This is a genomic window from Ralstonia insidiosa, assembly GCF_008801405.1.
In the GTDB taxonomy this organism is placed as follows: domain Bacteria; phylum Pseudomonadota; class Gammaproteobacteria; order Burkholderiales; family Burkholderiaceae; genus Ralstonia; species Ralstonia insidiosa.
Genome location: NZ_VZPV01000002.1, coordinates 184,363 through 208,419, shown reverse-complemented (window position 1 = coordinate 208,419; position 24,057 = coordinate 184,363). Strand labels below are relative to the sequence as shown.

Below are 24,057 nucleotides of genomic sequence, written 5' to 3'. Positions count from 1 at the left end.
CTCTTCAGCGGACCAGTCGCACGCCGATATGCGCTTTAGGCATGTCTCACATGCGGAATATTTATCACTGGGCAACGGTCGGGGGAAAACATGGGCTCAATGGTGCATTCGGTACGGTTCAAACTTTTGGCGGCCTTCGGTCTTTGCTTGGCACTGCTGCTCGCCACGGGCGTGTTTGGTGTCATGGGCTTGATTCGGCTCAACAGCAATATGGCCGACGCCTACACCGGCAACACGCTGCCGATTGTGCAGTTGGGGGAGTTGCGCGCGGCGCAGCTCGATGCACGTCTGCAGTTACGTCGTGCGCAGTTGGTCAAGGACGATCCGGCCCAAGTGCGAGCGTTTGTTGAAGCGCTCCGTAAGGACATGGACAAGATCAACAGCAGCTGGAAGAAATACTTCCCCGCCAGCATCACCAGCGAGGAAGAGCGTCGCATTGCGAACAAGTTCAATGAGGCGCTGCCGCAGTTCAATGCGAACGTGAACGACGCGGTGAGCGCGCTGCAAGCGGGTCACGCCGACGCGGTGGTCCAGATCACCGACCGCCAATCCGCTGCAAACATAGAAATGGGCGACCTGATCGAGCAAGACATCGCCATCAACGTGGCGCAGGCCAAGGATTTTGCGGCCGATAGCGATGCCACGTACCACCGGATTCTTGTCTGGGCCATCGTGCTGGTGTGCGCAGGGTTTGCAGTGGGTGTGGGCATGTGCTGGTACTTGCTGCGTGCGATCTCGCGCCCGCTCAGCCGCGCCGTCAACGTGGCCAACGACATTGCCGGTGGCAAGCTGGAGAACGGCATCGTTGTCGACACGCAGGGTGAGTTTGGCGAACTGCTGGTCGCGTTGCGCAAGATGGACGAGCAACTGACCGAAACGGTGCGCGGCATCAAGGTCTCGGCCGAATCGGTGACGGTGGCGTCCAAGGAAATTGCCGCCGGCAATATTGATTTGTCCTCACGCACGGAACAGCAGGCCGCATCGCTGGAAGAAACCGCGTCGAGCATGACGCAGTTGACCGAGACCGTGAAGCAGAACGCCGAGAACGCCGCCCAGGCCGATGCGCTGGCCTCCAACGCCAGCACCATCGCACAGGCCGGCAACGTGGCCGTGCAGGCGATGGTCGGCACGATCGACCAGATCAGCACCAGTTCGGGCAAGATTTCCGAGATCACCGGGTTGATCGAGGGCATCGCCTTCCAGACCAACATCCTGGCGCTCAACGCCGCCGTGGAAGCCGCACGGGCCGGGGAGCAGGGCCGAGGCTTTGCCGTGGTCGCCAGCGAGGTGCGCACGCTCGCACAACGCTCGGCCTCGGCTGCCAAGGAGATCAAGGGTCTGATTGGCGCCTCCGTTGCCGTGGTGCAGGCGGGCTCACAACAGGCTGCCGAAGTGGGCGAGACCATGGCCGAAGTGAAGGAGGCCATCCGCCGCGTGTCGGAGATCGTGACCGAGATTGCCGCGGCGTCTGCCGAGCAAAGCCGGGGCATCGAACAAGTCAACCAGGCCGTCGTGCAGATGGACGAAGTCACGCAGCAGAACGCCGCGCTGGTGGAGCAGGCGGCAGCGGCAGCGCAGTCGCTCGAAGAGCAGGCAACGACCTTGCGGCGCGCAGTATCGGTGTTCCGCATGGGGAATGGCACCGGCGCAGCATTTGCCTGAAGACCACGCGTAGCGCAGGGCAGAAGCGGGCGGCTTGTAGAAGTTGTTCCATGCAACTATATTGGTTGCTCCACGCAACCAATCGAGGCTGTCATGGATTTCATCGAGGCGCCCGCCCAGCCCCGCGAGCAAACCATCAGCGAGTTGCGCGAGGTGTCGCGCAGACTGGTGCGTGAACTCGGTTTCATGCGCAGCACGCTGGCGCAGAGCGATCTGCCGCCCTCCGCCGTGCACGCCATCCTGGAGATTGCCGGCACGCCCGGCATCCAGGCGCGCGATCTGGCCGAACGCTTGCGGCTGGACAAATCCAGCACCAGCCGCCAAGTCACTCGGCTGGAATCCGACGGGCTGGTCGAGCGCCGTGCGTGTGATGGCGACGGCCGATCTTCCGAGCTTTACCTGACCCGCGCTGGCCAGCAGTTGCGCCGCAAGATCGACGCCTATGCGTCTGGCCAGGTATCGAACGCGCTGCGCCACCTCGCCCCGTTGGACCAACAGCGGCTGCTCGCGTCGCTGTCGCAGTACGTCAGCGCGTTGGCGGATGACAACGATCACACGCCGCAGCAAGCCGGCACCGGAAGTGGCACCGGCGGCGGCATCCAGATCGTGCAAGGCTACGTCCCCGGCTGTATTGGCGACATTGCCAGCCTGCACGGCCGGTTCTATGCGCAGCACTGGGGGTTTGGCGTGTTCTTCGAGCGCCGGGTGGCAACGGAACTGGCCACGTTTGCGGCCGCGCTGCCTGATGACAACAAGGCGCTGTGGCTATGCGTGGAGAACGGCCGCTGCCTGGCGTCGCTGGCGATGGACGGCAACCCCCACTACCGCGCTGCGCACCTGCGGTGGTTCATCGTCGATGATGCGTTGCGCGGCACTGGCGTTGGGCGCGAACTCATGTCGCGCGCCATGCACTTTGCCGATGCGCATTTCGACGAAACCTATCTGAACACCTTCAAGGGCTTGGATGCAGCACGCCACCTGTATGAGTCGTTCGGCTTTGTGCTCACGCAGGAAGAAGAAGGGTCGCAGTGGGGCAGCACGGTGACGGAACAGCAATTCCACCGACGCTCGCAAGGTCGTGCATAGTCGTGACTTCGGTCATTTCGCAAGGACGTTGCACGTGACACCTTCCATCGATCTGGACGCGTATCTCAACCGCATCCAATGGGGCGGCGATGTTCGCCCAAGCTACGACACGTTGGCCGGGTTGCTTCGCGCCCACATGCTGCACATCCCATTTGAGAACCTGGATGTGCTGCTCGGGCGCGGCATCCGCATCGACCTCGACAGCCTCCAGAACAAGCTCGTGCGTGCACGCCGTGGCGGCTACTGCTTTGAGCATTCCACCCTGCTTGCTGCAGTGTTGGAGCAGCTCGGTTTTCAGCCGGTCCGCCAGTTGGCGCGGGTGACGGTATCGAGACCCCGCACGGAGATGGCCCGCACGCACATGTTTCTGACCGTGCTGCTGGAAGAGGGCACGTTTGTGGTCGATGCTGGGTTTGGTGCATTGGCGCCGCGCGTGCCGGTGCCGCTGAAGGAGGGCGTGCCGGCCACGATCGACAGCGAAACCCATTGGATGGTGCGCGACGCAAACCGCTGGAGCCTGCGCGCGCAAGTGGGCGACAAACCGCCCGTGGATGCTTGGGTGTCGACGTTGGAAGAGGAAGGTCCGGCCGATTTTGAAATGGGAAACCACTTCACGGCAACGTACCCGGCATCCCCGTTCCGCAATCAGATCCTGCTGCGTGCGCTGACGAAAGACGGGCGCGTCTCCGTCTTGAACCGCAACGTCACGATCGTGCGCGCAGGTGTGTCGCACAAGATCGAGTTGGCTGACCGCACCGCGTTGCGCACGCTGCTTGCCGACCACTTTGGGTTTGATCTGCCGGAGGTCGAGCAGCTGCGCGTGCCCGACATTCCGGAGTGGGCCTGATCGACGTCACTCCACCCCGGCTGTCGTGTGCGTGCAGATCAGCCGTTGCGGAACAGGAAGCTGTAACCGTTCAGCGCGGGCACGCCGCCCAGGTGCGCATACAGCACGCGCGAGCCCGCCGGAATGTCACCCCGGCGGACCAGATCGATCATGCCCTGCATCGATTTGCCCTCATACACCGGGTCCGTCAGCATGCCCTCGGCGCGGGCGCACAGGCGGATGGCGTCGAGCGTCTCTTGTGATGGCACGCCGTATTCCGGATACGCATAGCGCGTGTCGAGTACCACATCGGCATCGGTAATGTCGCGGCCCAGGTCTACCTTGTCGGCCGTCTGCCGGGCAATGCGCAGGATCTGCTCACGCGTCTGCTCCGGCTTGGCGGAAGCATCAATGCCGATCACGCGGTCGGCACGCCCATCCGCCGCAAAGCCCACCACCATGCCCGCCTGCGTGCTGCCCGTGACCGAGCACACGATGATGTAGTCGAAGGTGAAGCCGAGCGCCTTCTCCTGCTCGCGCACTTCCTCCGCAAAGCCCACAAAGCCCAGGCCGCCCAGCGGGTGGTCTGACGCCCCGGCGGGAATCGCATACGGCTTGCCGCCCGCGCGGCGCACGTCTTCCAGCGCCTGCTCCCAGCTTGCTTTGAACTCGATGCCGAAGCCCGCATCCACCAGCCGCACATCCGCACCCATGATGCGTGACATCTGGATGTTGCCCACGCGGTCATACGCGCCGTCAAACCAGTTCACCCAGTTCTCCTGCACCGTCACGCAGCGCATGCCCAGATGCGCCGCCACCGCCGCCACCTGCCGCGTGTGGTTCGACTGGATGCCGCCAATGGTGACCAGCGTGTCGCAGCCCTGCGCCAGCGCCTCCGGAATCAGGTACTCCAGCTTGCGTGTCTTGTTGCCGCCAAAGGCCAGGCCGCTGTTGCAGTCCTCCCGCTTGGCGTAGATCTCCACCTTGCCGCCCAACTGGGCAGACAGGCGCGGCAACGCTTGAATGGGCGTCGGCCCAAAGGTGAGCGGGTGGCGGGGAAAGCGTTGCAGGTTCATGTGCGTTGCTCCGGTTCAGATGGGTGAAGGGAGAGGAAATCGGGTACCTCCATGCTAGGGAACAACGCACGAAACAGGGTTGTGAAGATTGGCTTGTTGACGCATCATGGCACGCAGAATCAGGTACGCTGGTATCTGAAATTGTGTGTAAATACTATTTATGGCAACAAAATTGCGTGCAAGAGCCAAGGCAGCGCCAAAACCAACCGCGCCGCCGCCCGAGCTGGATCGAACAGACAAAGCGATCCTCCGCGCCCTGCAGAAAGACGCCTCCATCAGCAATGTCGCGTTGGCCAAACGTGTGAACCTGAGCCCGGCCGCATGCCTGCGGCGGGTGGAGCGGCTCAAGGCCGCCAAGGTGATCCGGGGGACGGTCGCGCTGCTTGATCCGCAGGCGATGGGGGCGGGCACCGTGGTGCTGATCGGCGTGGTGCTCGACCGCTCCACGCCGGAGTCCTTCGCCGCCTTTGAGAAGGCCGCGCAGAACATCTCCGGCTGTATGGAGTGCCACCTAGTGACGGGGGAGTTTGATTACTTCCTGCTGATCCGCACGCGGGATTCAGAGAGCTTTACGCGGTTACATGCGGAGCAGCTGTTGTATCTGCCGGGGGTGCGGCAGGTGCGGTCGTTTATGGGGCTTAAAGAGGTGGTGAGTCGGACGGAGGTGGTGGTTTGATTTACTGTTTTCGACCCATAGCTGCCATTCGCACACCTGCTGCCGCCGTGACCGCTTCTGGAATGGAACGGACGCTCGCCGCACCGAGTCGGTCGGCAAGTTGAAGGCGTCCGACAAGAGTGAATGAGTCTTCGCGATCCGCTGCAGCCATTGAAGACTCCAGAAGGCTGACTGCTGATTACCTACTTTGCGGACACTCATCAAGGAACAACGGGCCGTACTGGCTGTTGCTTACGCGGCGCGGCGGGCCTTCATGCTTTTTTGCCTTTGCGTGAGACAGAGCGCTTGCTGGCACTCTTTGAGAAGCGATGACGATTGCCAAGGAGATCGACCAGCCGTGTCTCGGATTCTGAAAACGAGTACCCGCGCCGCTGCGAGATCATGAACGTGAGCGGGCGCATGTGCCATGCGCGCCGTTGGAGTTCGACAAGTGTTCCATTCGCGAGGTCTTCCGCAACCACGTGACGCGGCATATGCCCCCAGCATAAGCCTCCCCTGAGCAAATCGTGCTTCGCACCGAGGTCATTCACCAGCCACTGGCGTTCACCGGCGACCCCGTGTTGTGTCTTTTCCGCATCGGGCTGATTGTCGGTTACGACGAGCTGGATGTGCCGGCCAAATTCCTCTCGCGGGATCGGCCCCCTGATTGCGGCCAGCGGATGCGATGGCGCACAGACGGTCACCATTTGCGCTTCACACAAATGCAGCCTCTCTATGGTGCCCGGGCTCAGTTCCGGAACGTCGGTGATCGTCACCGACAATGCGCACGTGCCTTCGAGAACCAGACGCTCGCCTCCTTGCATGGTCGTCATGCGCAGATTGATTGCAACGGTAGGAAAGTCCGACTGCACGCTGCGCAGGCATTCAATCAGGTGCGCGCGCGGAAAATAGGTATCCACTGCAATCGAGACCTGTGGCACCCCGGCTTCGGCAATCGCAACCGCGCGCATCTTCATTTCCTCGGTGCGTGAGATCACCCCACGAGCATCAGGCAGGAGGCTGCGGCCCGCAGCCGTAAGCGTCGCTTTGCGCGCGTTGCGCTCGAACAGCAGCACATCAAAGGCACTCTCGAGCGCACTGATCGCGTGACTAACCGCCGACTGTGCACGCCTCAGCTCCCGCGCAGCCCCGGAAAAGCTTCCTCGGTCACACACGGCAACGAAGGCCCGAAGTTGATTGATGGTTACGTTATCGAGCATAGGTATCTAAAGAATAGATGAAATTCATAGATATTTAGTCAATTCACTTCATGAATCAAGCCCATCAGAATCGTGTTTGTCGCTTTTATTTCGAAGGATGCATGACATGAACAGACTGAATGGAAAGACCGCCGTGATCACCGGCGGCGCTACCGGCATCGGCCGCGCCGCAGCAAAGCGCTTCATCGAGGAGGGCGCCTTCGTCTTCATCTTCGGCCGGCGGCAGGAAGTGCTCGACGCCGCTGTGGCCGACCTCGGGCCCAATGCCCGCGCGGTCAAGGGCTCGGTTTCGGACCTGGACGACCTCGACCGGCTCTATGCGGCGGTGAAGGCCGAGCGCGGAACCCTCGACATCGTCTTCGCCAATGCCGGGGCGGGAAGCCAGCTTGCGCTCGGCAAGATCACCGCCGAGCACATTGACGAAACCTTCGATACCAATGTGAAGGGTACGATCTTCACGGTCCAGAAGGCGCTGCCGCTGATGGGCAAAGGCGGTTCGATCATCCTGACCGGATCGAGCGCCGGCACCACGGGCGCCCCGGCAATGAGCGCCTACAGCGCGAGTAAGGCGGCAGTGCGCAACCTCGCTCGGACCTGGGCGGAGGATCTGAAGGGCACCGGCATCCGGGTCAACGTGCTGTCGCTCGGGGCGACGGCCACCGAACTCGCGAAGGAAGCATTAGGCGAGGAAGGCCAGAAAGTCTTCGCCGCGATGACTCCGCTCCAGCGCATGGCCGATCCGGCAGAGATCGCAGCGGCGGCCGCCTTTCTCGCGTCGCCGGACAGCAGCTTCATGACCGCCAGCGAGGTTGCCGTTGACGGCGGCCTTGCGCAACTCTGACACGCTACGCCCGGCCGGTCACTCCACTCGATATTCGGAGCCCGGAGGGCGTGGTAAACCAAAGGGAAATGTATGAGCTACGCAATTATTGGCTTCGGCAAGATCGGCCAGGCGCTTGCCAAGGCGTTTGCCCGAAGCGGCATTGACGTATCCGTTGCAACCACTCGTGATCCGGAAAGCTTTGCATCCGCTGCGGCCGCGATCGGACCAGAGATCATTCCCAAAAAACTGGCGGAAGCGGTTAAGGCGGACGTCGTCTTTTTGGCTGTCCGTTTCGAGTCCCACCGAGATGTCGCGAAGGCGCTGCCCACCTGGACGGGCAAGATCATCGTCGATGTGACCAATGCCTACGGAGTGCCTCCTGAGGAGCTGGGGGGACAACCTTCTTCCTGGGCCGTCGCGGAGGCCTTCACTGGCGGCAGACTGGTTAAGGGTTTCAATCATTTGGGCGCTGCCGTCCTTGAACAGGATCCGGCCGTACATGGTGGCAGGAGAGTCGTGTTCCTGGCGAGCGACGATGACGGTGCCGCAGCGGAGATTGGCGCGCTTGCGGAAAATCTCGGTTTCTCGCCGATCAAACTTGGCGGGCTTTCGGAAGGTGGACTGCTTGTGCACGCGCGCGGAAATCGCTGGGGTCAACTGATCTTTAAGGATCTGGTGAAGTTCGACTGATCTACCGTGGTCGCAAGTTTCGATCCGATCCCGCCTCGTGGACAAAGGGCAGCCACAGTTTGATTGAAGCGAGGGGGCGGCAGTAAGCCGTGCTCCGATCATCTAGCGCCATGTTCTCACCGGCAGATCCACTAGGTATCCGATTAGATCGAGCACGATCCGATGCAAGGAAAATAGAGCGCTTCGATGAGCATCGAAGAGAATGTTCAGATCGTGAAGGATTTCTTTGCAGCAATGGACGCCGGGCCTGTACCAATTCGCGAATGTCGGGAAATCGACCTGGGACGGCTGCGTATTCCTGATCGGCCGCTGTCGGCTTTGGCCGAATTGTGCATGTAGCTCGTTCGTCAGCTTCCGGAGTACTGCAGCCGTTCAAACGGCGGGTTTCCCCGCTCGCTGAATGACAGGTTCTGGCCGAAAGCGGACAGCCGACACTCCGTTGACCAACGGCAGCTACCGACCCGTTTCGGTCAGACAACCTTCTTCAAACCACTCGGTCAGCCAAGTCCAGATCTTGCGGACGGCCGATCTCCTAATGCAAGTCGACGACAGGCAGGTTAACGCCAGAGACGTTGACGACGGCCTGCCACGCGGCTTCTTGAAAAGCGCCATCGTGTAGGTGTGGCTGGAGCTGCGCCTCAATTGGGCCCGAGAACTTCCCTTCAGCCGAGGCGAAGAATTGCCCTGAGACGTCGGTTCCGAACTTCGAGGCCTGCAAATATCGGCCTGCCGCCGTCTCCGGCGTCTGATTCATGCCGGGAATGAGGTTCGCGATCGGGATGAACAGATACTTCACGGCCAGGCTAGCTTGTCGCGAAACCTTGGTAGAGGTTGCCGCACCAGGCGAGACAGCGTACACGGCCATGTCCGAAGGCAGCCGACGCGCCAGCGCCGCAGCCCACCAGGCAACGATGAGCTTTGCGTCGGCATACGCATTGTTGGGCACATACCTCACGTTCGGCCCATTGTGCAGCAGGGCTTCCATAGCGGCGGTCAGGTCGCCTCCATGGTATTTAACAGCGAGTGCGTCCACGTCGGTGTACTTGAACATGGGTACGCCCCCTCGGGCAGGTTCCGCGCTGGCGATAACAATCCGTGCGTTGGGGCTCAGCAGGTTGGCGCGGAGCAATCCGACCGTCAATTGATGATGGCCAATGAGCGGGGCCTGAGAAGCCTCGACGCCTGCCGCAGTGATCACCCGCTGCTTGCCCGGGACCATCCCGGCATTGAGCAGCAGGAAATCGATCGGCCGACCTAGCTCGACAAGCGCGGCGAGGGCGGACTGAACGCTGGCGGGCGTGTCCAGGTCCAGCTCGAGCGGCGTGAAGATCTGTCTTTTGGTCTCCGCCGCAAGCAGTGCGGCCGTTTCCCGGGTTTGAGCCAGGCTGCGCCCGGTGATGACGATCTCGCGCCAGCCCTCTCCAGCAAGAAGGCGGGCTGCAGCATGACCGAGCCCGGAGGTGGTGCCGGTTACGAGAGCGATCGAATGTTCCAAGGGCGTCTCCGTGGTAGAGGGTTAAGGTCGGGCCGTATGGTCCTGCAAGGCTGGAGCCAACTTGCCAATTTAGAACTGTTCAGTTATATATTCGTGCAAGAACAGGTGTCAAGGAGTTTGAAACTAAATGGTTCAGAATTCACCTGCGCCGCGTGGTCGGCCCCGCAGCTTCGACGAGATGGATGCACTGGAAAAGGCAACTCAGGTGTTCTGGTCGAAAGGCTATGACGGCGTCACGATCGACGACCTTGTCGCGGGGATGGGCGTGGGACGGCCGAGCCTGTATGCCGTCTTCGGCGACAAGCGGGCGATATTCTTGCGCGTCCTTAAGACGTATGCGGAGCGGAAGGGCGCAAAAGCCGCGAAGGCGCTCCTCGCGCCAGAGAGTCTTCGCGACTCTATCGCAGGCTTTTTGAGGTTCGCCGTCGAGAGTGCGACCGAGAAAGGGTCCGCCCGGGGTTGCCTTATGGTTTGCGTCGCGCCGCTTGTGAACGACGCTGAGGTTCAGCGGTTTCTGCAGAACGCCGTTGCGGGTGGCACGGCGCTAGTGGAGCGCCGTTTCCGGGACGGGATCAGTGCGGGAGAAATCGCATCTGACTTCCCCGTAGTCGCGCGCGCAACGCAAGTCACGGATTTTGCTCGTGGGTTGACAATGCGTGCGCAGATAGGCACGCCGCGCAAGACGCTCCTGAAAGATGCTGACGAAGCGGCCGACCTAGTGCTCCTGCCGCGGCGTGGAAACGTGGGGCCATAAAGTTGATCCTTTATTGATAATGATTCGCATTTGCAATAATATGGCGCTTTGTTACGCCGCCATGCTTGCCAATGTCCGCCGTCGAGCGACCGCCCGTCGATGAAATCCAGTCGCTGTACATCGCCCACCACGGTTGGCTGAACGGCTGGCTGCGACGGCGCCTGGGGAATGCCGCCGATGCGGCCGATCTTGCGCAAGACACCTTCACGCGATTGCTCGCACGCGATGCGCAGATTGCCGCGCGTGAGCCTCGCGCCTTCCTCGCCACCGTTGCGCATGGGCTGGTGGCCAACTTCTTCCGGCGGCGGCAGATCGAACAGGCATACCTGGAAGCGCTGGCTGCGCTGCCCGTGGCCCATGTGCCGGATCTGGAGACGCGCGCCATCGTGCTGGAAACCCTGGTGGAGATCGACCGCCGCTTGCAGGCCGTTCCACCCGCTGTACGAAGCGCGTTCCTGATGTTTCAACTCGACGGTGTGCCGCAGGCCGAGATTGCTGCGCAACTGGAGGTGTCCGTTGCCACCGTGCAGCGCTACTTGGTCAAGGCGCTTCACCAGTGCTGTTTTTCGGCCTAGCGGAGCGCACCCGGCACCGATGTCTTGCACCACCTTGCCCACACAGCCTGATCCGCCGATCGATCCTGCCGTTGCGCTGCAGGCATCGCAGTGGATGATCACGCTGATGTCACCCGACGCCGCTGCGCGCGACCACGATGCCTGCACGCAATGGCGCGCACAGCATCCCGAGCACGAGCGGGCGTGGCAACACGTGCAGACCGTCTGGCAATCGCTGGCGGCGCTGCCCGCTGATCTTGGGCGCGCCGTGCTTCGGCAACCCCGGCGCGCGATCAATCCGGGGCGGCGCCACGTGCTTGGCGTTGCGGCGGCCACGCTGGTGTTGGGTGGCGCCGTTGCCTGGCGCTGCGCAAAACCCGGCGCGGATGGCGATGCCTATGCAACCGGCACAGGCGAACGCCGCCACATCCAACTGGCCGATGGCACACACGTCGAACTTGATACCGCCAGCGCAATCGACGTGCGCCTGGACGCGGCAGCGCGCCGCATCATCCTGCGTGCCGGTGCCATTCAGGTGACCACGGGCCGCGACACACTGGGCCGGCCGCTGTACGTTGATACCGAAGACGGCACGCTGCGCCCGATCGGCACCCGGTTTACGGTGCGCCGCTTGCCCAATGGCGGCACGCGCGTTGGCGTGCAGGAAGGCGCAGTCGAGATTCGCCCCGCAGCGGCGCCGGATGTGGCGCGCGTCGTTCGCGCGGGAGAACGCATGCGTTTCACCCGGCTAGCGATTGATGCATCCGACGCGCAAGACGACACCAACATGGACGACGCAGCTTGGGTGCGCGGCATGCTGGCCGTGCACGAGATGCCGTTGGCGACCTTCCTCGCCGAGCTTGGGCGGTATCGCCCTGGGTGGGTGCGCTGCGCGCCTGACGTGGCCGCGCTGCGTGTCTCGGGGGTGTTCCCGATCGATGACACCGGGCGCGTGCTGGAAGCCCTGCCGCACGTGCTGCCCGTGCAGGTCCGCACGCTCAGCCGCTACTGGGTCATGGTCTCGGCGCGTGACTGAGCCGTGCCCGCTGCTATCTCCACCCGACACCCCATAGAAAAGTTTTTGCCTCCGATGTGAGGGCTTTGCGCGCCTCAAGTGGCCTACGGGAATAGCAATCAATCCCAACCACAACATCATCAGGGGGAAATCACAGATGGGCTGCTATCCGCTGTCTGCTTCAACGCAAGTTGCCGGCCAACCCAGCACCTTGCGTCTTCGCCGGCATCTGCTGGCTATTGGTCAGGCTGTCGCGTTGTTGGCGGCGGCCTCGCCGCATGTGGGTGTACAGGCGGCGCCGGCCGGCTCTGCTGCTGCAACGGCGCGGCAGTCGTATGCCATTCCGGCAGGCGCGCTGCAACCGGCGCTCACGCGCTTTGGTGTGCAGGCTGGCGTGCTGGTCTCATATGACGCGGCAGACCTGGCGGGCCGCCGCACCGCTGATCTGCACGGCCAGTACGGTGCTGCTGATGGTCTGGATGCGCTCCTGCAAGGCACTGGCCTACGTGCGCAACCGGTGCCGGGCGGATTCGCGATTCAGCCTGCACCCGCACCCACGCCGGTCGAGACAACGGGCACGTCGTCTGCCACGGTAACGCTGCCGACCGCTACCGTCTCTGCCGCACGCGGGGCGACTTACCCGGGTGGCCAGATCGCGCGCGATGCGCAGCTCGGCTTGCTGGGCAACACCAACGCCATCGATTCGCCCTACAGCAGCACCACGTACACCGCACGCACCATTCAGGACCAACAGGCGCAGACCATTGCCGACGTGCTGGCCAATGACCCGACCGTGCGCTACACCACGTCCACCGGGCACATCTACGAGAACTACACCGTGCGCGGGTTCGACATTACGTCGAGTGACCTTGCGTTCAACGGCATGTACGGCCTGGCCCCCTTCGGCCATGCGCCTACCGAGTTCATCGACCGTGTGGAGCTGCTGCGTGGCCCCACCGCGCTGCTGACTGGCATGTCGCCCAGCGGCGCTGTGGGCGGTGCCATCAACCTGATCCCCAAGCGTGCAACGGCCAAGCCCGTCATGCAGTTTTCCACCCACTACCAGTCCGACGGCTACGTGGCCGGCGCGGTAGACATGGGCCGGCGCTTTGGCGACGACAAGGCCGTGGGCATACGCTTCAACGGGGCCTATGGCGATGGGCGCACCGGCCTGGACGGGCAGGGCAGGCGGCGCGAGCTGGGCGCCATCGCCCTGGACTACGCCGGTGAGCATGTGCGCGCCTCGGTCGATGCCTACGCTAGCGACGAAGAGATCCGCAACGGCAGCGCCTGGATGGCCTCGTTCACGCGCAACGTGGTAAGCCCGCCTGCGCCGGGCACCAACATTCTGCGCGGCGTGCACGGTCGTATCGAGAACCAGGCCATCGTGGCCCGTGGCGAAGTCGACTTCGCGCCCGACTGGACGGCCTATGCCGGGCTCGGCACGCTCAGCCATCGCTACTCCGGCTTCATCAACGGCACGCGTGCCAACGGCATCCAGCCCAACGGCAACTACACGGGTGTGACGTATCACCAGCGCGGGTTTGCCGACACGCTCTCGGCCGAGGCTGGCGTGCGCGGCACCGTGCGCACCGGCCCCGTCGAACATCGGCTGGTGGTCGGCTACACCCAGTTGGACCTGCGCACGGGCACGGTCAACAACGCCAGCCGCTCGTTCATCTCCAACATCTACGCGCCGGTGCAGGCCATCATCGCGCCCGAGCCCGGCGAGCCGCCCAAGACCTCTGACACCACGCTCACCAGCCTGGCAGTGGCCGATACGATGGCGTTTGCGCAGGAGGCTGTCTTGCTGACGCTAGGCGCGCGCCACCAGCGCGTGCAGGCCAAGAGCTTCAGCGCAGCCACCGGCGCGCAGACTGCCGACTACGACCAAAGTGCCATCACGCCCTCGGTGGGCCTGGTGGTCAAGCCGTGGGGGCAGGGCCTCTCGCTATACGGCAACTACATCGAGGGCCTGAGCCAGGGCGACACCGTGACCGACGTCACCGCGCGCAACTACCAGCAGGTGTTTGCGCCGTACAAGACCAAGCAGATGGAGGCCGGCATCAAATGGGAGAACGGCCGCCTGACGCAAACGCTCAGCGTGTTCCAGATCCGCCGTCCGAGCCTGGTTAAAGACAACGCCACCAACCTCTACAGCCCCGACGGTGAACGCCGCAACCGCGGCATCGAATGGACCATTGCCGGCGAAGTCACACCGGGTGTGCGCCTGCTGGGCGGCGTTGCCTATACGCGCTCGGTACTCACGCATACCGCCAACGGCCTCTACGACGGCAACACCGCCTTCGGCTCGCCCACCTGGTCGGGCAACCTGGGCGCCGAGTGGGACGTGCCCTGGGTGCCGGGCCTGACGCTTGCCGGCCGCGCCACCTACACCGGCGCGCAATACGTCAATTCGTCCAACACGCAGCGCATCGACAGCTGGACGCGCTACGACGCCGGTGTGCGCTACCTCACCCGCATCATGGGCAAGCGCGTCGGCTTCTTCGCCAACGTAGAAAACCTGCTCAACAAGAGCTACTGGGCAGGCTCGTTCAACGACGGCTACGTCACGCAGAACGCGCCCCGCACCTTCAAGCTCACCACCACGATCGACTTCTGATGCGCCACGCTCTCTTTCTGCTCTCCTGGGCGCTGGCGGCTAGCACGGCTGTCGCCGCTTCACCCGTAGCGCCAGTTGCTGACGTGGCTGTTGGCCAGTCAGTCAACGCAACCTGGCAACCCGGCACGTTGTTGCCTTACCGCGTGACGCTGCATGCGGGTGATCTTGTGCAGGGCACGCTCGATGGCCCCGCTGCGGCGCTCGACCTGCTCGATGCTCGCGACGTACACGTGCGCCGCCTGCTGAGCCCGCTGTCGCTGTCACGCAGCTTCCTGTTCGTCGCGCCTGCTGATGGCGTGTACACGCTGCGCATCGACCCGAACGACGCCGCTGTGGCGGGTGCGGCAGGTGGTGTGCCGATGCCCGGCGCACGCTACGCGCTGCGCATTGAACGCATCGTCGCCCAGGCCCAGCAGCAACCTGCGCCGGAACTGCCGCAAAGCCCGCGCATTCGCGCACTGGCAGAGGCCGTGCGCCACGGCACTGGCACCGATGCTTTCTGGCACGACGTTGCCCAAATCGGCACGCCACTGGTCGAGCCCGCGCCCGCCGCGCAAGACGGCACACCCATGGTGCTGCTGACCTTCCTGTGGCGGGGGCCGGTGCGCAACGTCACGCTGCTCGGCAGCCCAAGCGGCAACCATGACGCCCTGCAGCGCCTGGGCGACACCGACGTCTGGTACCAGACCTACGCCGTACCGGCCAGCACGCGCCTGAGCTATCAACTCGCGCCCAACGTGCCCGACTCGGATGCTCCCGCCGCACAGCGCCGGCGCCTGCTGCTGGCCACGCTGCAGCGCGATCCGCTCAACCCCCGGCGCTTTCCCGATACCGAGGGCGATGCATATCAGCAGAAGTCCGTGCTGGAGTTGCCCGGCGCACCGCCCCAGCCGTGGCTTACACGACGCGCTGACGTACCGGCCGGCACCGTAACGGCGCACCGCCTCAACAGCCAGCGGCTTGGTGAAGCGCGCGATGTCTACGTCTACCGCCCGGCCGGTGCCGCACCGCAGGCGCTGCTGGTGCTGTTCGATGCGCATGCCTACCTGTCGACGGTGCCCACCCCAACGGTGCTCGACAACCTCATCGCAGAAGGGCGTATTCCGCCCACCGCCGCGCTGATCCTGTCCAACCCGAGCGCAGCGGCGCGCGCCACGCAACTGCCGCCCAATCCCGCCTTTGCCGACTTCCTGGCCGACGAGCTGATGCCGTGGGCCGCGGCACAGGGGCTCTCGGCACCCGCGGCGCGCACCGTGGTGGCTGGGTCGAGCTACGGCGGGCTGGCAGCTGCGTATGCCGGGCTGCAGCACCCCGAGCGCTTTGGCCTGGTGCTGAGCCAGTCCGGCTCATTCTGGTGGGCGCCGGACTCCGCACCAGACCGCCCGCCGCAAACGCCCGGCTGGATGATGCGCGCCTACGCCGCCAGCCCGCGCCTGCCGCTGCGCTTCTATCTGGAGGCCGGGCAGTTTGAGGATGGGCGTGGTGCGGTCAACATCTTCACCACCACGCGGCACATGCGCGAAGTGCTGCGGGCCAAGGGGTATCCGGTACGGCATGCCGAGTTCGCCAGTGGGCACGATTACCTGCAGTGGCGGGGGACGTTGGCGTGTGGGTTGATTGCGTTGTTGGGGGAGCCCAGCGTGTTGGATGAGAAGGCGACGCGGGCTTGTCCGGGGGAGGGGGCTGCGTTGCCTGGGCGGGTTGGTGAGGCGGGGTAGCTGTGCGCGATGTAGCTACCCGCGCCGATCGGCGTGGCGCTCTATTGCGTTACGCCGGAGCCTTTCGCTGTCTTCGGAAAAGCCGCGCAGAACGCCGTCGGCTGCGTGCGGAGCAGCTGCCGTAGCTACCAGGGGTACGGCGGGTGTAGTCGTTTATGGGGCGTAAAGATGTGGTGAGTCGGACGGAGTTTGTGGTGTGGGGGAAAAGCTCAACTGTCTTTACAACAGCACATCGGCAACTGGGCCGCCACGATGTTGCAGGCGCTATTAGCTTTGCCGTCTCGATACACGATATCCACCCAAATAAGATGTGTCTTTTATGCTGAGTTTACGGATCATATTTCGTTGCTTATCAGGGATCTGGAATCGATGTATTGACAATTGACGTCCTTTTTCAGGGAATATCAAGGCGAACATACGGCCATCGTCAGTCCCGATGTGAGTTATAGCGGCTCCAGAGAATGCTGAATTATCGAAAGCATCTTTAAGAATCATGAAATTCGGCTTTATGGTTCTTCTTCTCCATTGGAGAAGGCCAGTAATTGTTGCCTCATTGATCAACACGGTGCTGCCATCTTTTAGCACCAGATGAACGTCGTCTCGCTCAATATCGAGCGTATGAGTATGGGGCCATTCTGGCCCCATTGTGAATTCTGCTTCTTCGTCAGTTGATTCATGAGGGAATGCTTGCAATGCTGCCTGAGCTACATCTTGCATGCATAGAATCCCTGTGGAGCGAAGCAGTAAATCCTTCTGATAGTCCCCTAAGGTGGGCCACCTGGGATGAGGCTTTCCGCTACTTTCTACCGTACGGGTTGCTAGATCTAATATGTTCGGTATCGAAGTTGCAGGTAAGCTATAGGTACATTTATATTGGTGCCAATAGAGAAGATGACTTCGGAAGCAAAACAAGAACTCGCTAGGCGTTCCGACGCCTAAAAAATCGGGAAAATCGATACCAATTGGATTTTCCCATGGCTGAAGCGTATACAGATTTACGCCTCGTTTCCTGGCTTTGGTGCGAGCCCCATCTGTATAGCCGGCTGTGGAAAAGATCGCTTTGTGCGTGATTTTCGGCATATCCGTTAGTTTCGCGATGAGTTGTTCCACTGTCGCAACGTCTACCGGTTTTCCCTCGTGCTTGACCTCCGCAGCCTTAAATGCGGTAACTTCACCATGTTCGTCGACAATGGTGACCGTCACATCCACATCTCGCTCCTTCTCTGCTGCTTCATCGAAGACCATGTCCCCGATAGTGACATCCACCGCTTCTGGATCGCGTCCGAGGCAGCAGAGCCCTACAAGGTACTGAACCATCATTGGTGTGAGCATGTGGTAACTCCCTATTTCTGTAACCGTCTGGGGCATTCTCCTCGCCAGTTTTCCCCGCCCGTCCCGGGGAAAGCAACTACACCTTCTTATTTACCCCGCCCCCGCTCCAACGCCTCCAACAACTCCCACCGATACAACTCCACCAGCACCCCCTCCAGCGTGGTGAGCAGATACACCCCAATCCCATCCAAAAAACCCGCGTGGTACTCCGCCGATTTCTCACAGGCGTAACTCTGAAACTCCCACCGAAACACCCTCGGCTCAAACTGCCGATGCAGCTTCAACCCCGCCTGCGTTCGCCGCAAGAATTCGCGAGCTGCCAGCGCGCCTTGCAGATAGTCGCGGTTACGTTTAAGCGCCATCGTGCACCTCCGCAAAGAGCATGCGATCAGTACAAGGCGGGGAGGGGAAATGCGCGGAGCAGCGTCCGCAAGAGAAGGGAACAGCCTGAATCAGTAATGCCATCGTCTTGCTCTCTAACTTGTTGAGTAGGGGAGCCGCCCACCGTTGAGGGTGGGCGGGCACACGGCAAGGTCTGCAATACCGATCAAGTTCACCAACAACCGGCAGGGCCGTGAGGCCCTCCCTGCCGGGCCCGCCCGTATAGGCGAACGACGGCGCGCAAGGGCCATAACGGCACTCACGGGCGAACTTGAATTCGGGATTGCAGTCCCGGCTGCGCTTGTTTGCGCGAGCCCGGGCAGTTTACCGGGCGGCCAGCGAGCCGGGCAAGTTGGGGTTTATGGAGAGGGGCACAGTAGGAAGGCCACCATCAACGCCAATTCCACGGCAACGGGCATTTGCTACTGAACCTATGCGCATGCCGAGCCGGCTTTCGCCATGTCACACGTGTGCGAGGTGCGGCGTGTTGCGCTGGGGCTTACATGGCGCCGTTGCCAGCGATGCGTTCAATCAAAATCGCGGCATAGCGCTCGGGCTGCTCAATATCCGGAAAGTGCCCGCAGTCTTCAAAGCGAAGCATCTCCGCATGGGGTATGCACGCACGCAGCGAGTCGGGATCGGTGTCGCGGTGCGAATGGTCCTGCGTCCCCCAGATGATGGTGCAGGGCGTCGTGACGGCTTGCTGCGTTGCTGCGTTCTCGCGCATCAACCCTTGAACTACACCCGCCAGGCAGAAACACCCGCCGCCGGAAAGCGCGTGATGTGCGGTCTGCTGAAAAGGTTGCGTATCGGTTGTTCGAGGTAGCGCACGGCTATACCAGCGATGCGCCGCCTTTTGTCGGAACAGCCACGCCGCCACCTGCCCGATGACGGGAACGTGCAGCGGCCGAGGGACGTTCCGATGCGCCCAGGCGTGCATCGCTGGCAGTGATGGTGTTTGAGACAACACCAGATGCGTAATGCGCTCCGGCGCCATGCGGGCGGTTTGCAGGGCGTAGAAGCCATTGGCACAACTGAATGCCAGCGCAGCCGTCTTGATTCCCAGCGCGTCCAGAACGCCCAGCACGGCTTTCGCGCCCTGCACCAGAGAGTGCGTGTAGGTTGGCTGCGGAAAAGAAAATCCAAAGCCCGGCATGTCGAAGCACACCACCCGGAAGCGCTGCGCGAGCAAGCCAATCAACACCGCATAGTGTTCGATCACATTGGGGCCGTCCGGCACAAACACGATGCACGGTTTCGTGGTTCCAGAGTCGTATGCGCGAATCGGCCCGACTGGCGTGTTGACTTGGAAGGTCGGCAGAACGTCACCGCCTTGGCGCTTGGGATGTAACTTCGAAAACCGTGTCAGCAGGCTATCAACCAGAGAACCAAGCATGGAGGGTGGGGTGGTGGAGTGAGAGCGTATCTTCGTGTTCGACGCGGGGTGCCTGATGCCGCAGTCAACCCAGCATGGTGCCCCAGCCGGCGCGTCTTTTCACTGAGCCACTCCAAAAAAAACGCCAACCCTAAGGTTGGCGTTTTGCTGGAGGCAGGACCCGTATCAGTGGAACTGATTCATGGTGTTGTCCTTACCTGCTGCCTTCAGTGCTGCTTCGCCGCTGAAGTATTCCTTGTGGTCGTCGCCGATGTCCGAGCCCGACATGTTCTGGTGCTTGACGCAGGCGATGCCTTGACGGATTTCCTTGCGCTGCACGCCAGCCACGTAGCCCAGCATGCCTTGGTCACCGAAGTATTCCTTGGCCAGGTTGTCGGTCGACAGCGCGGCGGTGTGGTACGTCGGCAGCGTGATCAGGTGGTGGAAGATGCCGGCTTCACGCGATGCGTCAGCCTGGAACGTACGGATCTTCTCGTCAGCCAGCTTTGCCAGTTCCGTGTCGTCGTATTCCGTGCTCATCAGTGCGCCGCGCTCGTAGGCCGACACATCCTTGCCGGCTTCCTTCATGGCGTCATACACCTGCTGACGGAAGTTCAGCGTCCAGTTGAACGACGGGCTGTTGTTGTACACCAGCTTGGCATTCGGGATGACCTTGCGGATTTCCTTCACCATGCCGCCGATCTGCGCGATGTGCGGCTTCTCGGTTTCGATCCACAGCAGGTCAGCACCGTTCTGCAGCGAGGTGATGCAATCCAGCACGCAGCGTGCTTCGCCCGTGCCGGCGCGGAACTGGAACAGGTTGCTCGGCAGACGCTTCGGACGCAGCAGCTTGCCGTCGCGCTTGATGACCACGTCACCGTTGCCCAGTTGGTCGGCCGACAGCTCTTCGCAGTCGAGGAACGAGTTGTACTGGTCGCCCAGGTCGCCCGGCTGGTTCGTCACGGCGATCTGCTTGGTCAGGCCTGCGCCCAGCGAGTCAGTGCGGGCCACGATGATGCCGTCGTCCACACCCAGTTCCAGGAACGCGTAGCGGATCGCGCGGATCTTGGCCAGGAAGTCCTCGTGCGGCACGGTGACCTTGCCGTCTTGGTGGCCGCACTGCTTCTCGTCCGACACTTGGTTCTCGATCTGGATGCAGCATGCACCAGCTTCGATGAACTGCTTGGCCAGCAGGTAGGTGGCTTCAGCGTTGCCGAAACCGGCGTCGATGTCGGCAATGATGGGCACCACGTGGGTGACGTGGTTGTCGATCTTCTGCTGGATGGCGGCCTTGGCAGCAGCATCCTTGGCAGCGTCCAGCTCGCGGAACAGGCCGCCCAGTTCACGGGCATCCGCCTGGCGCAGGAAGGTGTACAGCTCGCGGATCAGCGCGCTGACCGAAGTCTTTTCGTGCATCGACTGGTCCGGCAGCGGGCCGAACTCCGAGCGCAGCGCAGCAACCATCCAGCCCGACAGGTACAGATAGCGGCGCTCGGTGCTGTTGAAGTGCTTCTTGATGGAGATCATCTTCTGCTGACCGATGAAGCCGTGCCAGCAACCCAGCGACTGGGTGTACTTGGCCGGATCAGCGTCGTAGGCAGCCATGTCGGCGCGCATGATCTTGGCGGTGTACTTGGCGATGTCCAGACCCGTCTTGAACTTGTTCTGCGCGCGCATGCGGGCAGCGTATTCCGGGTTGATCGCATTCCATGCGTTGCCGTGGGTTTCTTTCAAACCGGCAACTGCCTTGATGTCGTCTTGGTACTGGGCCATGTGTCTCTCCTAAGGGCAAAACGTGTTTGAGTAACTGGCTGGGTGTGTCGCCACGTTTGTCGAAACTCGAAGCGAACCGCATGACCAAATTGTAGTGCCGCCTTGATGCGTCGCAACAAGGTCTTATATAAGACATAAGACTTTGTTTGTTGTTATTTTTCAATGAGTTACGTGATGTTTTCCGCAATGCGGAAAGTGTTTTCGCGGGACGAAAACGAAGCGCCGGGGAAATTCCAGACGAATTTCGTAATGTGAAACGAGCTTTCAGTCGTCGGAGTTGGGCGGGCTTGGATAGCGCGAGCGATGACCGCTGGGGGATTGGCGGCGGTTTCCCGACCTCGCACGGTTTGAGGCATTTAGCCGTTGGAATCTGTGGGCGCGTGAGATTGCCCCGCAGTTGGCGCAGTGGCCGATCCGGGCGACCGAGACGCACCGGCTGTTGCCAACGGCGCGCTCGGCCATCCATGCATAGGCCAAGCGCGGTCGGATCAGAGAGGCCTTAAGCGCCGGCGTCCGCATGCCCCTGGCGTTGCAGGACGACATGCGTGGCCTTCTCCGACGCGACGGATTTGACGCACGCGTATCCCAGCGCCCGCAAGTCCAGCCCCTCGAACAGCGGTTCCCCCCGGCCGAGCAGGACGGGCGAGATCGCGATGTGCAGTTCGTCAATGAGGCCTTCACGAAGATACTGCCGGATGGTGTTCGGTCCACCACCGATCCGCACGTCCTTTCCGGCGGCGGCCTCGCGTGCACGGTCGAGCGCCTCGTGAATGCCTCCTGTGACGAAGTGGAACGTCGTGCCGCCCTCCATCTCGATGGCGGGTCGCGCATGATGGGTCAGGACGAACACCGGAACGTGATACGGCGGGCTATCACCCCACCAGCCTTTCCAGTTCATGTCCGGCCATTCCCCGCGAATGGGGCCGAACATGTTGCGCCCGAGAATCCAGGCCCCCACATTCTGAAAGCCACGGGCAGCGAACTCATCGTCCACCCCGGTCGTACCGCCGTCCTTGCCGAACAAGTTCTGCTGGAACGTGCGTGTCGGGATCAACCATTGGTGCAGTTCGATCCCGCCATCGCCGAGCGGATTGTTGATGCCTTGATTCGGACCCGCTCCATATCCGTCGAGCGAGAGGGTGAAGCCTGCAACTCGAACGCGTGCCATCGGTTTGCCTCCGTGTAGACGTCCAACAGGGTATTCGCAGCCGTGCCGTGCTTGAAGACGCCATCCTTGATTGGAGCAGCGTTATCCGGCTGCGGCAGCTTAGGGTTCTCGCTTCAGGGCGAGGAAACTCCACGTCACATCACCCCGGCCCAGCATGTCTTCGCGCGTGCTGCGGTGATGTTCTTGCAAGCCGGCTTGCTGGCCGAGAGCGATCGTCTCGTCTGCAGATACGTCGAACATTTGCCGCCCCTCCGGAACCGGGCCGTGCCGAAGCGACATGACGATGACGCCACCAGCGCGCACCAATTCGGCCACGGCAGACATTGCAGCCTTCCGCTCCGCTTCGTCAAGATGCATCCAGACTGCGGTGAGCAGAATGAGATCAAAGCGCCGCGCGCTGCTGCGCATTACTTGCAGCAGCGGCAGGTGATCGTCCACCCATTCGAGATTGGGTAGCGGGTGAAGCCGCTTTCCTTCTTGGCGTAGTTCCAGCGTCGGCTCGATTGCGACAACGCGATGCCCGCGTGCAGCCAGTGCAGCAGCATCGCGGCCGGAGCCGGCACCGATGTCGAGCACATCGGCGTCATGCTGCGGAAAGAGGTGGATGACATCTCGATGAACCGCCTCAAACGTGATGCTTTCATACTGCGCAGCCAGCTCGGTTGCACGGCTGCCGTAGCCGGCGGTTCCAGCGGGAGCCTTCATGATGTCTCCGGGAGCGCGGGGTCAATCCACGCGATTTGAAACGCGCATTCTGATGGAGATCGACCACCCTGGGTAGCCGGCCGGCGTTGCATCTGGACCTGCGTCGCTTCTCGCTTCTAGCCGTTGGAAAACCGGACAACCAGCACAAGTGCAAAGACCGCATACAGGCTGCCGGCCAGGACAAGCGTGCGCCCGTGCACCATGCCCCGCCGGAACATGGCCCAGAGATACAGGATGGCTGCGGCAGTGATGACGCCGGATGCGAGCAGTGGCCCATCGAAGCGCCAGGGGGTGAAGAAGATCCCCAGTGCGCTCGGGATGGTGGCCTGGATCATCATGGCGCCCGAGATGTTGGCCAGGGCCAGGCGCTCCTTGCCTTGGCGAACCCAGATCAACGCGTTCATCGTCTCCGGCAACTCGGTGGCAACAGGGCTCAGCAGCAGCGCAACCAGGTAGGGCGGCCATTGCAGCGCCGCGCCGATCGACTCCAGCTGCGACACAAACACATGGGAGGCGCCGCCAATCACCACGAGCGCAAGCACGGCTTGCAGTACCGCCCAGCCGAGCGCGGGCTCTGCCTGCTTGGGCCGGATCGACAGGGGCTCCAGTTCCTCTTCTTCTGGCGCGGTATCGCCATCCCTGATTTCTCGCCAAACGTAGACGGCGTACGCCGCAAGGAAGAGAACACCCAGCCACGGCTTGTAGGCAAAGGCGACCAGCCCCAGGGCAACCTTGACGACAAAGACGCCGAGGAAGGCGGCCTGGTCGCGGCTCATCCGCATGTGATCGACTTTGACTTCTGTCGTGGGTCGCCCAAGGCGTTTCCGGTTTGCGATCAACGCCAGTCCCACCACGGCGTAGGCGAGGGTCGCCAGAACCAGCGGGCCGCCCATTGCCGCGCCGACACCGAGATCCTTCTTCTCGGGCGTGGAGCCAAACGCCACCGCCACAAACGTGACGGCGCTTTCCGGCAGTGCGGTGCCAAATGCGGCCAACACCGAGCCCACCGCAGTGGCGCCCAGGTTCAACCGCTTGCCGCACCATTCAATGCCGTTGACGAAGTACTCGCAGGCCAGATAGATGGCGCCTGCTGACATCAGGAAAAGGCCAATTGTGAGAAGCATGA

Annotated in this window: 22 protein-coding genes; 12 read left to right on the top strand and 10 right to left on the bottom strand. The window is 62.3% G+C overall.

The features are described from left to right. Positions 1-90: 90 nt before the first annotated feature. The 3 genes from F7R11_RS17665 (at position 91) to F7R11_RS17655 (ending at position 3,595) form a co-directional block, all read left to right on the top strand. Entirely contained in the window at positions 91-1,662 is a 1,572-nt protein-coding gene (locus tag F7R11_RS17665) for a methyl-accepting chemotaxis protein (protein WP_031328736.1), read from the top strand. 93 nt (positions 1,663-1,755) lie between these two features. Continuing rightward, positions 1,756-2,748, top strand: a complete 993-nt coding sequence (locus F7R11_RS17660) for a bifunctional helix-turn-helix transcriptional regulator/GNAT family N-acetyltransferase (protein ID WP_064806601.1) — start codon at positions 1,756-1,758, stop codon at positions 2,746-2,748. 34 nt (positions 2,749-2,782) lie between these two features. Continuing rightward, a complete protein-coding gene (locus tag F7R11_RS17655) occupies positions 2,783-3,595 on the top strand; it encodes an arylamine N-acetyltransferase family protein (protein ID WP_151180543.1) in 813 nt (270 codons plus the stop codon). A gap of 38 nt (positions 3,596-3,633) precedes the next feature. On the opposite strand, the gene F7R11_RS17650 is transcribed toward F7R11_RS17655, so the two are convergent. Further along, on the bottom strand, positions 3,634-4,650 hold the full coding sequence (locus F7R11_RS17650) for a 1-aminocyclopropane-1-carboxylate deaminase (protein WP_064806604.1): 1,017 nt from the start codon (positions 4,648-4,650) through the stop codon (positions 3,634-3,636). Positions 4,651-4,810: 160 nt separating this feature from the next. On the opposite strand from F7R11_RS17650, the gene F7R11_RS17645 reads away from it, so the two are divergent. Further along, entirely contained in the window at positions 4,811-5,326 is a 516-nt protein-coding gene (locus tag F7R11_RS17645) for an Lrp/AsnC family transcriptional regulator (RefSeq protein WP_064806606.1), read from the top strand. A 251-nt stretch (positions 5,327-5,577) separates the two neighbouring features. Here F7R11_RS17645 and F7R11_RS17640 read toward each other — a convergent pair whose 3' ends face one another. Further along, positions 5,578-6,525 (bottom strand): LysR family transcriptional regulator, encoded by a 948-nt coding sequence (locus tag F7R11_RS17640; protein WP_064806608.1) that lies wholly within the window; start codon positions 6,523-6,525, stop codon positions 5,578-5,580. Positions 6,526-6,631: 106 nt separating this feature from the next. On the opposite strand from F7R11_RS17640, the gene F7R11_RS17635 reads away from it, so the two are divergent. The 3 genes from F7R11_RS17635 (at position 6,632) to F7R11_RS27060 (ending at position 8,377) form a co-directional block, all read left to right on the top strand. Next, positions 6,632-7,366: an SDR family NAD(P)-dependent oxidoreductase gene (locus tag F7R11_RS17635; protein WP_064806610.1), complete on the top strand. Its 735-nt coding sequence runs from the start codon at positions 6,632-6,634 to the stop codon at positions 7,364-7,366. Between the two features lie 72 nt (positions 7,367-7,438). Next, positions 7,439-8,038 (top strand): NADPH-dependent F420 reductase, encoded by a 600-nt coding sequence (locus F7R11_RS17630; protein WP_064806612.1) that lies wholly within the window; start codon positions 7,439-7,441, stop codon positions 8,036-8,038. 186 nt (positions 8,039-8,224) lie between these two features. Further along, positions 8,225-8,377, top strand: a complete 153-nt coding sequence (locus tag F7R11_RS27060) for a hypothetical protein (RefSeq protein WP_156669029.1) — start codon at positions 8,225-8,227, stop codon at positions 8,375-8,377. Positions 8,378-8,570: 193 nt separating this feature from the next. Here the strand turns inward: F7R11_RS27060 and F7R11_RS17625 are convergent, their stop codons facing one another. After that, positions 8,571-9,533 carry an SDR family NAD(P)-dependent oxidoreductase gene (locus F7R11_RS17625; RefSeq protein WP_064806614.1) on the bottom strand — a complete coding sequence of 321 codons (963 nt, stop codon included), beginning with the start codon at positions 9,531-9,533 and terminating at the stop codon, positions 8,571-8,573. A gap of 127 nt (positions 9,534-9,660) precedes the next feature. Between F7R11_RS17625 and F7R11_RS17620 the strand changes: the two genes are divergently transcribed. From F7R11_RS17620 to fes, 5 genes are all read left to right on the top strand, one after another. Beyond that, positions 9,661-10,287, top strand: coding sequence for a TetR/AcrR family transcriptional regulator (locus F7R11_RS17620; protein ID WP_064806617.1), 627 nt, complete (start codon positions 9,661-9,663; stop codon positions 10,285-10,287). Positions 10,288-10,358: 71 nt separating this feature from the next. After that, positions 10,359-10,862 carry a sigma-70 family RNA polymerase sigma factor gene (locus F7R11_RS17615; protein ID WP_064806619.1) on the top strand — a complete coding sequence of 168 codons (504 nt, stop codon included), beginning with the start codon at positions 10,359-10,361 and terminating at the stop codon, positions 10,860-10,862. 19 nt (positions 10,863-10,881) lie between these two features. Then, a complete protein-coding gene (locus F7R11_RS17610; RefSeq protein WP_064806622.1) occupies positions 10,882-11,877 on the top strand; it encodes a FecR domain-containing protein in 996 nt (331 codons plus the stop codon). A gap of 136 nt (positions 11,878-12,013) precedes the next feature. Then, a complete protein-coding gene (locus tag F7R11_RS17605; protein WP_082932896.1) occupies positions 12,014-14,479 on the top strand; it encodes a TonB-dependent receptor in 2,466 nt (821 codons plus the stop codon). Next, on the top strand, positions 14,479-16,197 hold the full coding sequence (gene fes, locus F7R11_RS17600) for an enterochelin esterase (protein ID WP_064806625.1): 1,719 nt from the start codon (positions 14,479-14,481) through the stop codon (positions 16,195-16,197). Before F7R11_RS17605 ends, fes begins: the two co-directional genes overlap by 1 nt. 267 nt (positions 16,198-16,464) lie before the next feature. On the opposite strand, the gene F7R11_RS17595 is transcribed toward fes, so the two are convergent. The 7 genes from F7R11_RS17595 to F7R11_RS17565 all read right to left on the bottom strand — a co-directional run bounded on the left by F7R11_RS17595 (position 16,465) and on the right by F7R11_RS17565 (position 24,055). Beyond that, positions 16,465-17,529, bottom strand: a complete 1,065-nt coding sequence (locus F7R11_RS17595; RefSeq protein ID WP_167317184.1) for a restriction endonuclease — start codon at positions 17,527-17,529, stop codon at positions 16,465-16,467. An 86-nt stretch (positions 17,530-17,615) separates the two neighbouring features. After that, positions 17,616-17,891: a hypothetical protein gene (locus F7R11_RS17590; RefSeq protein WP_064806629.1), complete on the bottom strand. Its 276-nt coding sequence runs from the start codon at positions 17,889-17,891 to the stop codon at positions 17,616-17,618. 518 nt (positions 17,892-18,409) lie between these two features. Continuing rightward, on the bottom strand, positions 18,410-19,306 hold the full coding sequence (locus tag F7R11_RS17585; RefSeq protein ID WP_064806631.1) for an alpha/beta fold hydrolase: 897 nt from the start codon (positions 19,304-19,306) through the stop codon (positions 18,410-18,412). 165 nt (positions 19,307-19,471) lie between these two features. Further along, a complete protein-coding gene (locus F7R11_RS17580) occupies positions 19,472-21,058 on the bottom strand; it encodes an isocitrate lyase (RefSeq protein ID WP_064806633.1) in 1,587 nt (528 codons plus the stop codon). Positions 21,059-21,557: 499 nt separating this feature from the next. Further along, on the bottom strand, positions 21,558-22,226 hold the full coding sequence (locus F7R11_RS17575) for a dihydrofolate reductase family protein (RefSeq protein WP_064806635.1): 669 nt from the start codon (positions 22,224-22,226) through the stop codon (positions 21,558-21,560). Between the two features lie 99 nt (positions 22,227-22,325). After that, positions 22,326-22,931 (bottom strand): class I SAM-dependent methyltransferase, encoded by a 606-nt coding sequence (locus F7R11_RS17570; RefSeq protein WP_197495061.1) that lies wholly within the window; start codon positions 22,929-22,931, stop codon positions 22,326-22,328. Between the two features lie 116 nt (positions 22,932-23,047). Then, entirely contained in the window at positions 23,048-24,055 is a 1,008-nt protein-coding gene (locus F7R11_RS17565; RefSeq protein ID WP_064806639.1) for a sodium:calcium antiporter, read from the bottom strand. Positions 24,056-24,057: the final 2 nt, after the last annotated feature.

What these genes read in the sequence shown, in the direction of transcription:
- F7R11_RS17665 (WP_031328736.1), top strand. Translation starts at nt 91, where the DNA reads ATGGGCTCAATGGTGCATTCGGTACGGTTCAAACTTTTGGCGGCCTTC.
- F7R11_RS17660 (WP_064806601.1), top strand. Translation starts at nt 1,756, where the DNA reads ATGGATTTCATCGAGGCGCCCGCCCAGCCCCGCGAGCAAACCATCAGC.
- F7R11_RS17650 (WP_064806604.1), bottom strand. Translation starts at nt 4,650, where the DNA reads ATGAACCTGCAACGCTTTCCCCGCCACCCGCTCACCTTTGGGCCGACG.
- F7R11_RS17645 (WP_064806606.1), top strand. Translation starts at nt 4,811, where the DNA reads ATGGCAACAAAATTGCGTGCAAGAGCCAAGGCAGCGCCAAAACCAACC.
- F7R11_RS17640 (WP_064806608.1), bottom strand. Translation starts at nt 6,525, where the DNA reads ATGCTCGATAACGTAACCATCAATCAACTTCGGGCCTTCGTTGCCGTG.
- F7R11_RS17635 (WP_064806610.1), top strand. Translation starts at nt 6,632, where the DNA reads ATGAACAGACTGAATGGAAAGACCGCCGTGATCACCGGCGGCGCTACC.
- F7R11_RS17630 (WP_064806612.1), top strand. Translation starts at nt 7,439, where the DNA reads ATGAGCTACGCAATTATTGGCTTCGGCAAGATCGGCCAGGCGCTTGCC.
- F7R11_RS27060 (WP_156669029.1), top strand. Translation starts at nt 8,225, where the DNA reads ATGAGCATCGAAGAGAATGTTCAGATCGTGAAGGATTTCTTTGCAGCA.
- F7R11_RS17620 (WP_064806617.1), top strand. Translation starts at nt 9,661, where the DNA reads ATGGTTCAGAATTCACCTGCGCCGCGTGGTCGGCCCCGCAGCTTCGAC.
- F7R11_RS17615 (WP_064806619.1), top strand. Translation starts at nt 10,359, where the DNA reads ATGTCCGCCGTCGAGCGACCGCCCGTCGATGAAATCCAGTCGCTGTAC.
- F7R11_RS17610 (WP_064806622.1), top strand. Translation starts at nt 10,882, where the DNA reads ATGTCTTGCACCACCTTGCCCACACAGCCTGATCCGCCGATCGATCCT.
- F7R11_RS17605 (WP_082932896.1), top strand. Translation starts at nt 12,014, where the DNA reads ATGGGCTGCTATCCGCTGTCTGCTTCAACGCAAGTTGCCGGCCAACCC.
- fes (WP_064806625.1), top strand. Translation starts at nt 14,479, where the DNA reads ATGCGCCACGCTCTCTTTCTGCTCTCCTGGGCGCTGGCGGCTAGCACG.
- F7R11_RS17595 (WP_167317184.1), bottom strand. Translation starts at nt 17,529, where the DNA reads ATGCTCACACCAATGATGGTTCAGTACCTTGTAGGGCTCTGCTGCCTC.
- F7R11_RS17590 (WP_064806629.1), bottom strand. Translation starts at nt 17,891, where the DNA reads ATGGCGCTTAAACGTAACCGCGACTATCTGCAAGGCGCGCTGGCAGCT.
- F7R11_RS17585 (WP_064806631.1), bottom strand. Translation starts at nt 19,306, where the DNA reads ATGCTTGGTTCTCTGGTTGATAGCCTGCTGACACGGTTTTCGAAGTTA.
- F7R11_RS17580 (WP_064806633.1), bottom strand. Translation starts at nt 21,058, where the DNA reads ATGGCCCAGTACCAAGACGACATCAAGGCAGTTGCCGGTTTGAAAGAA.
- F7R11_RS17575 (WP_064806635.1), bottom strand. Translation starts at nt 22,226, where the DNA reads ATGGCACGCGTTCGAGTTGCAGGCTTCACCCTCTCGCTCGACGGATAT.
- F7R11_RS17570 (WP_197495061.1), bottom strand. Translation starts at nt 22,931, where the DNA reads ATGAAGGCTCCCGCTGGAACCGCCGGCTACGGCAGCCGTGCAACCGAG.
- F7R11_RS17565 (WP_064806639.1), bottom strand. Translation starts at nt 24,055, where the DNA reads ATGCTTCTCACAATTGGCCTTTTCCTGATGTCAGCAGGCGCCATCTAT.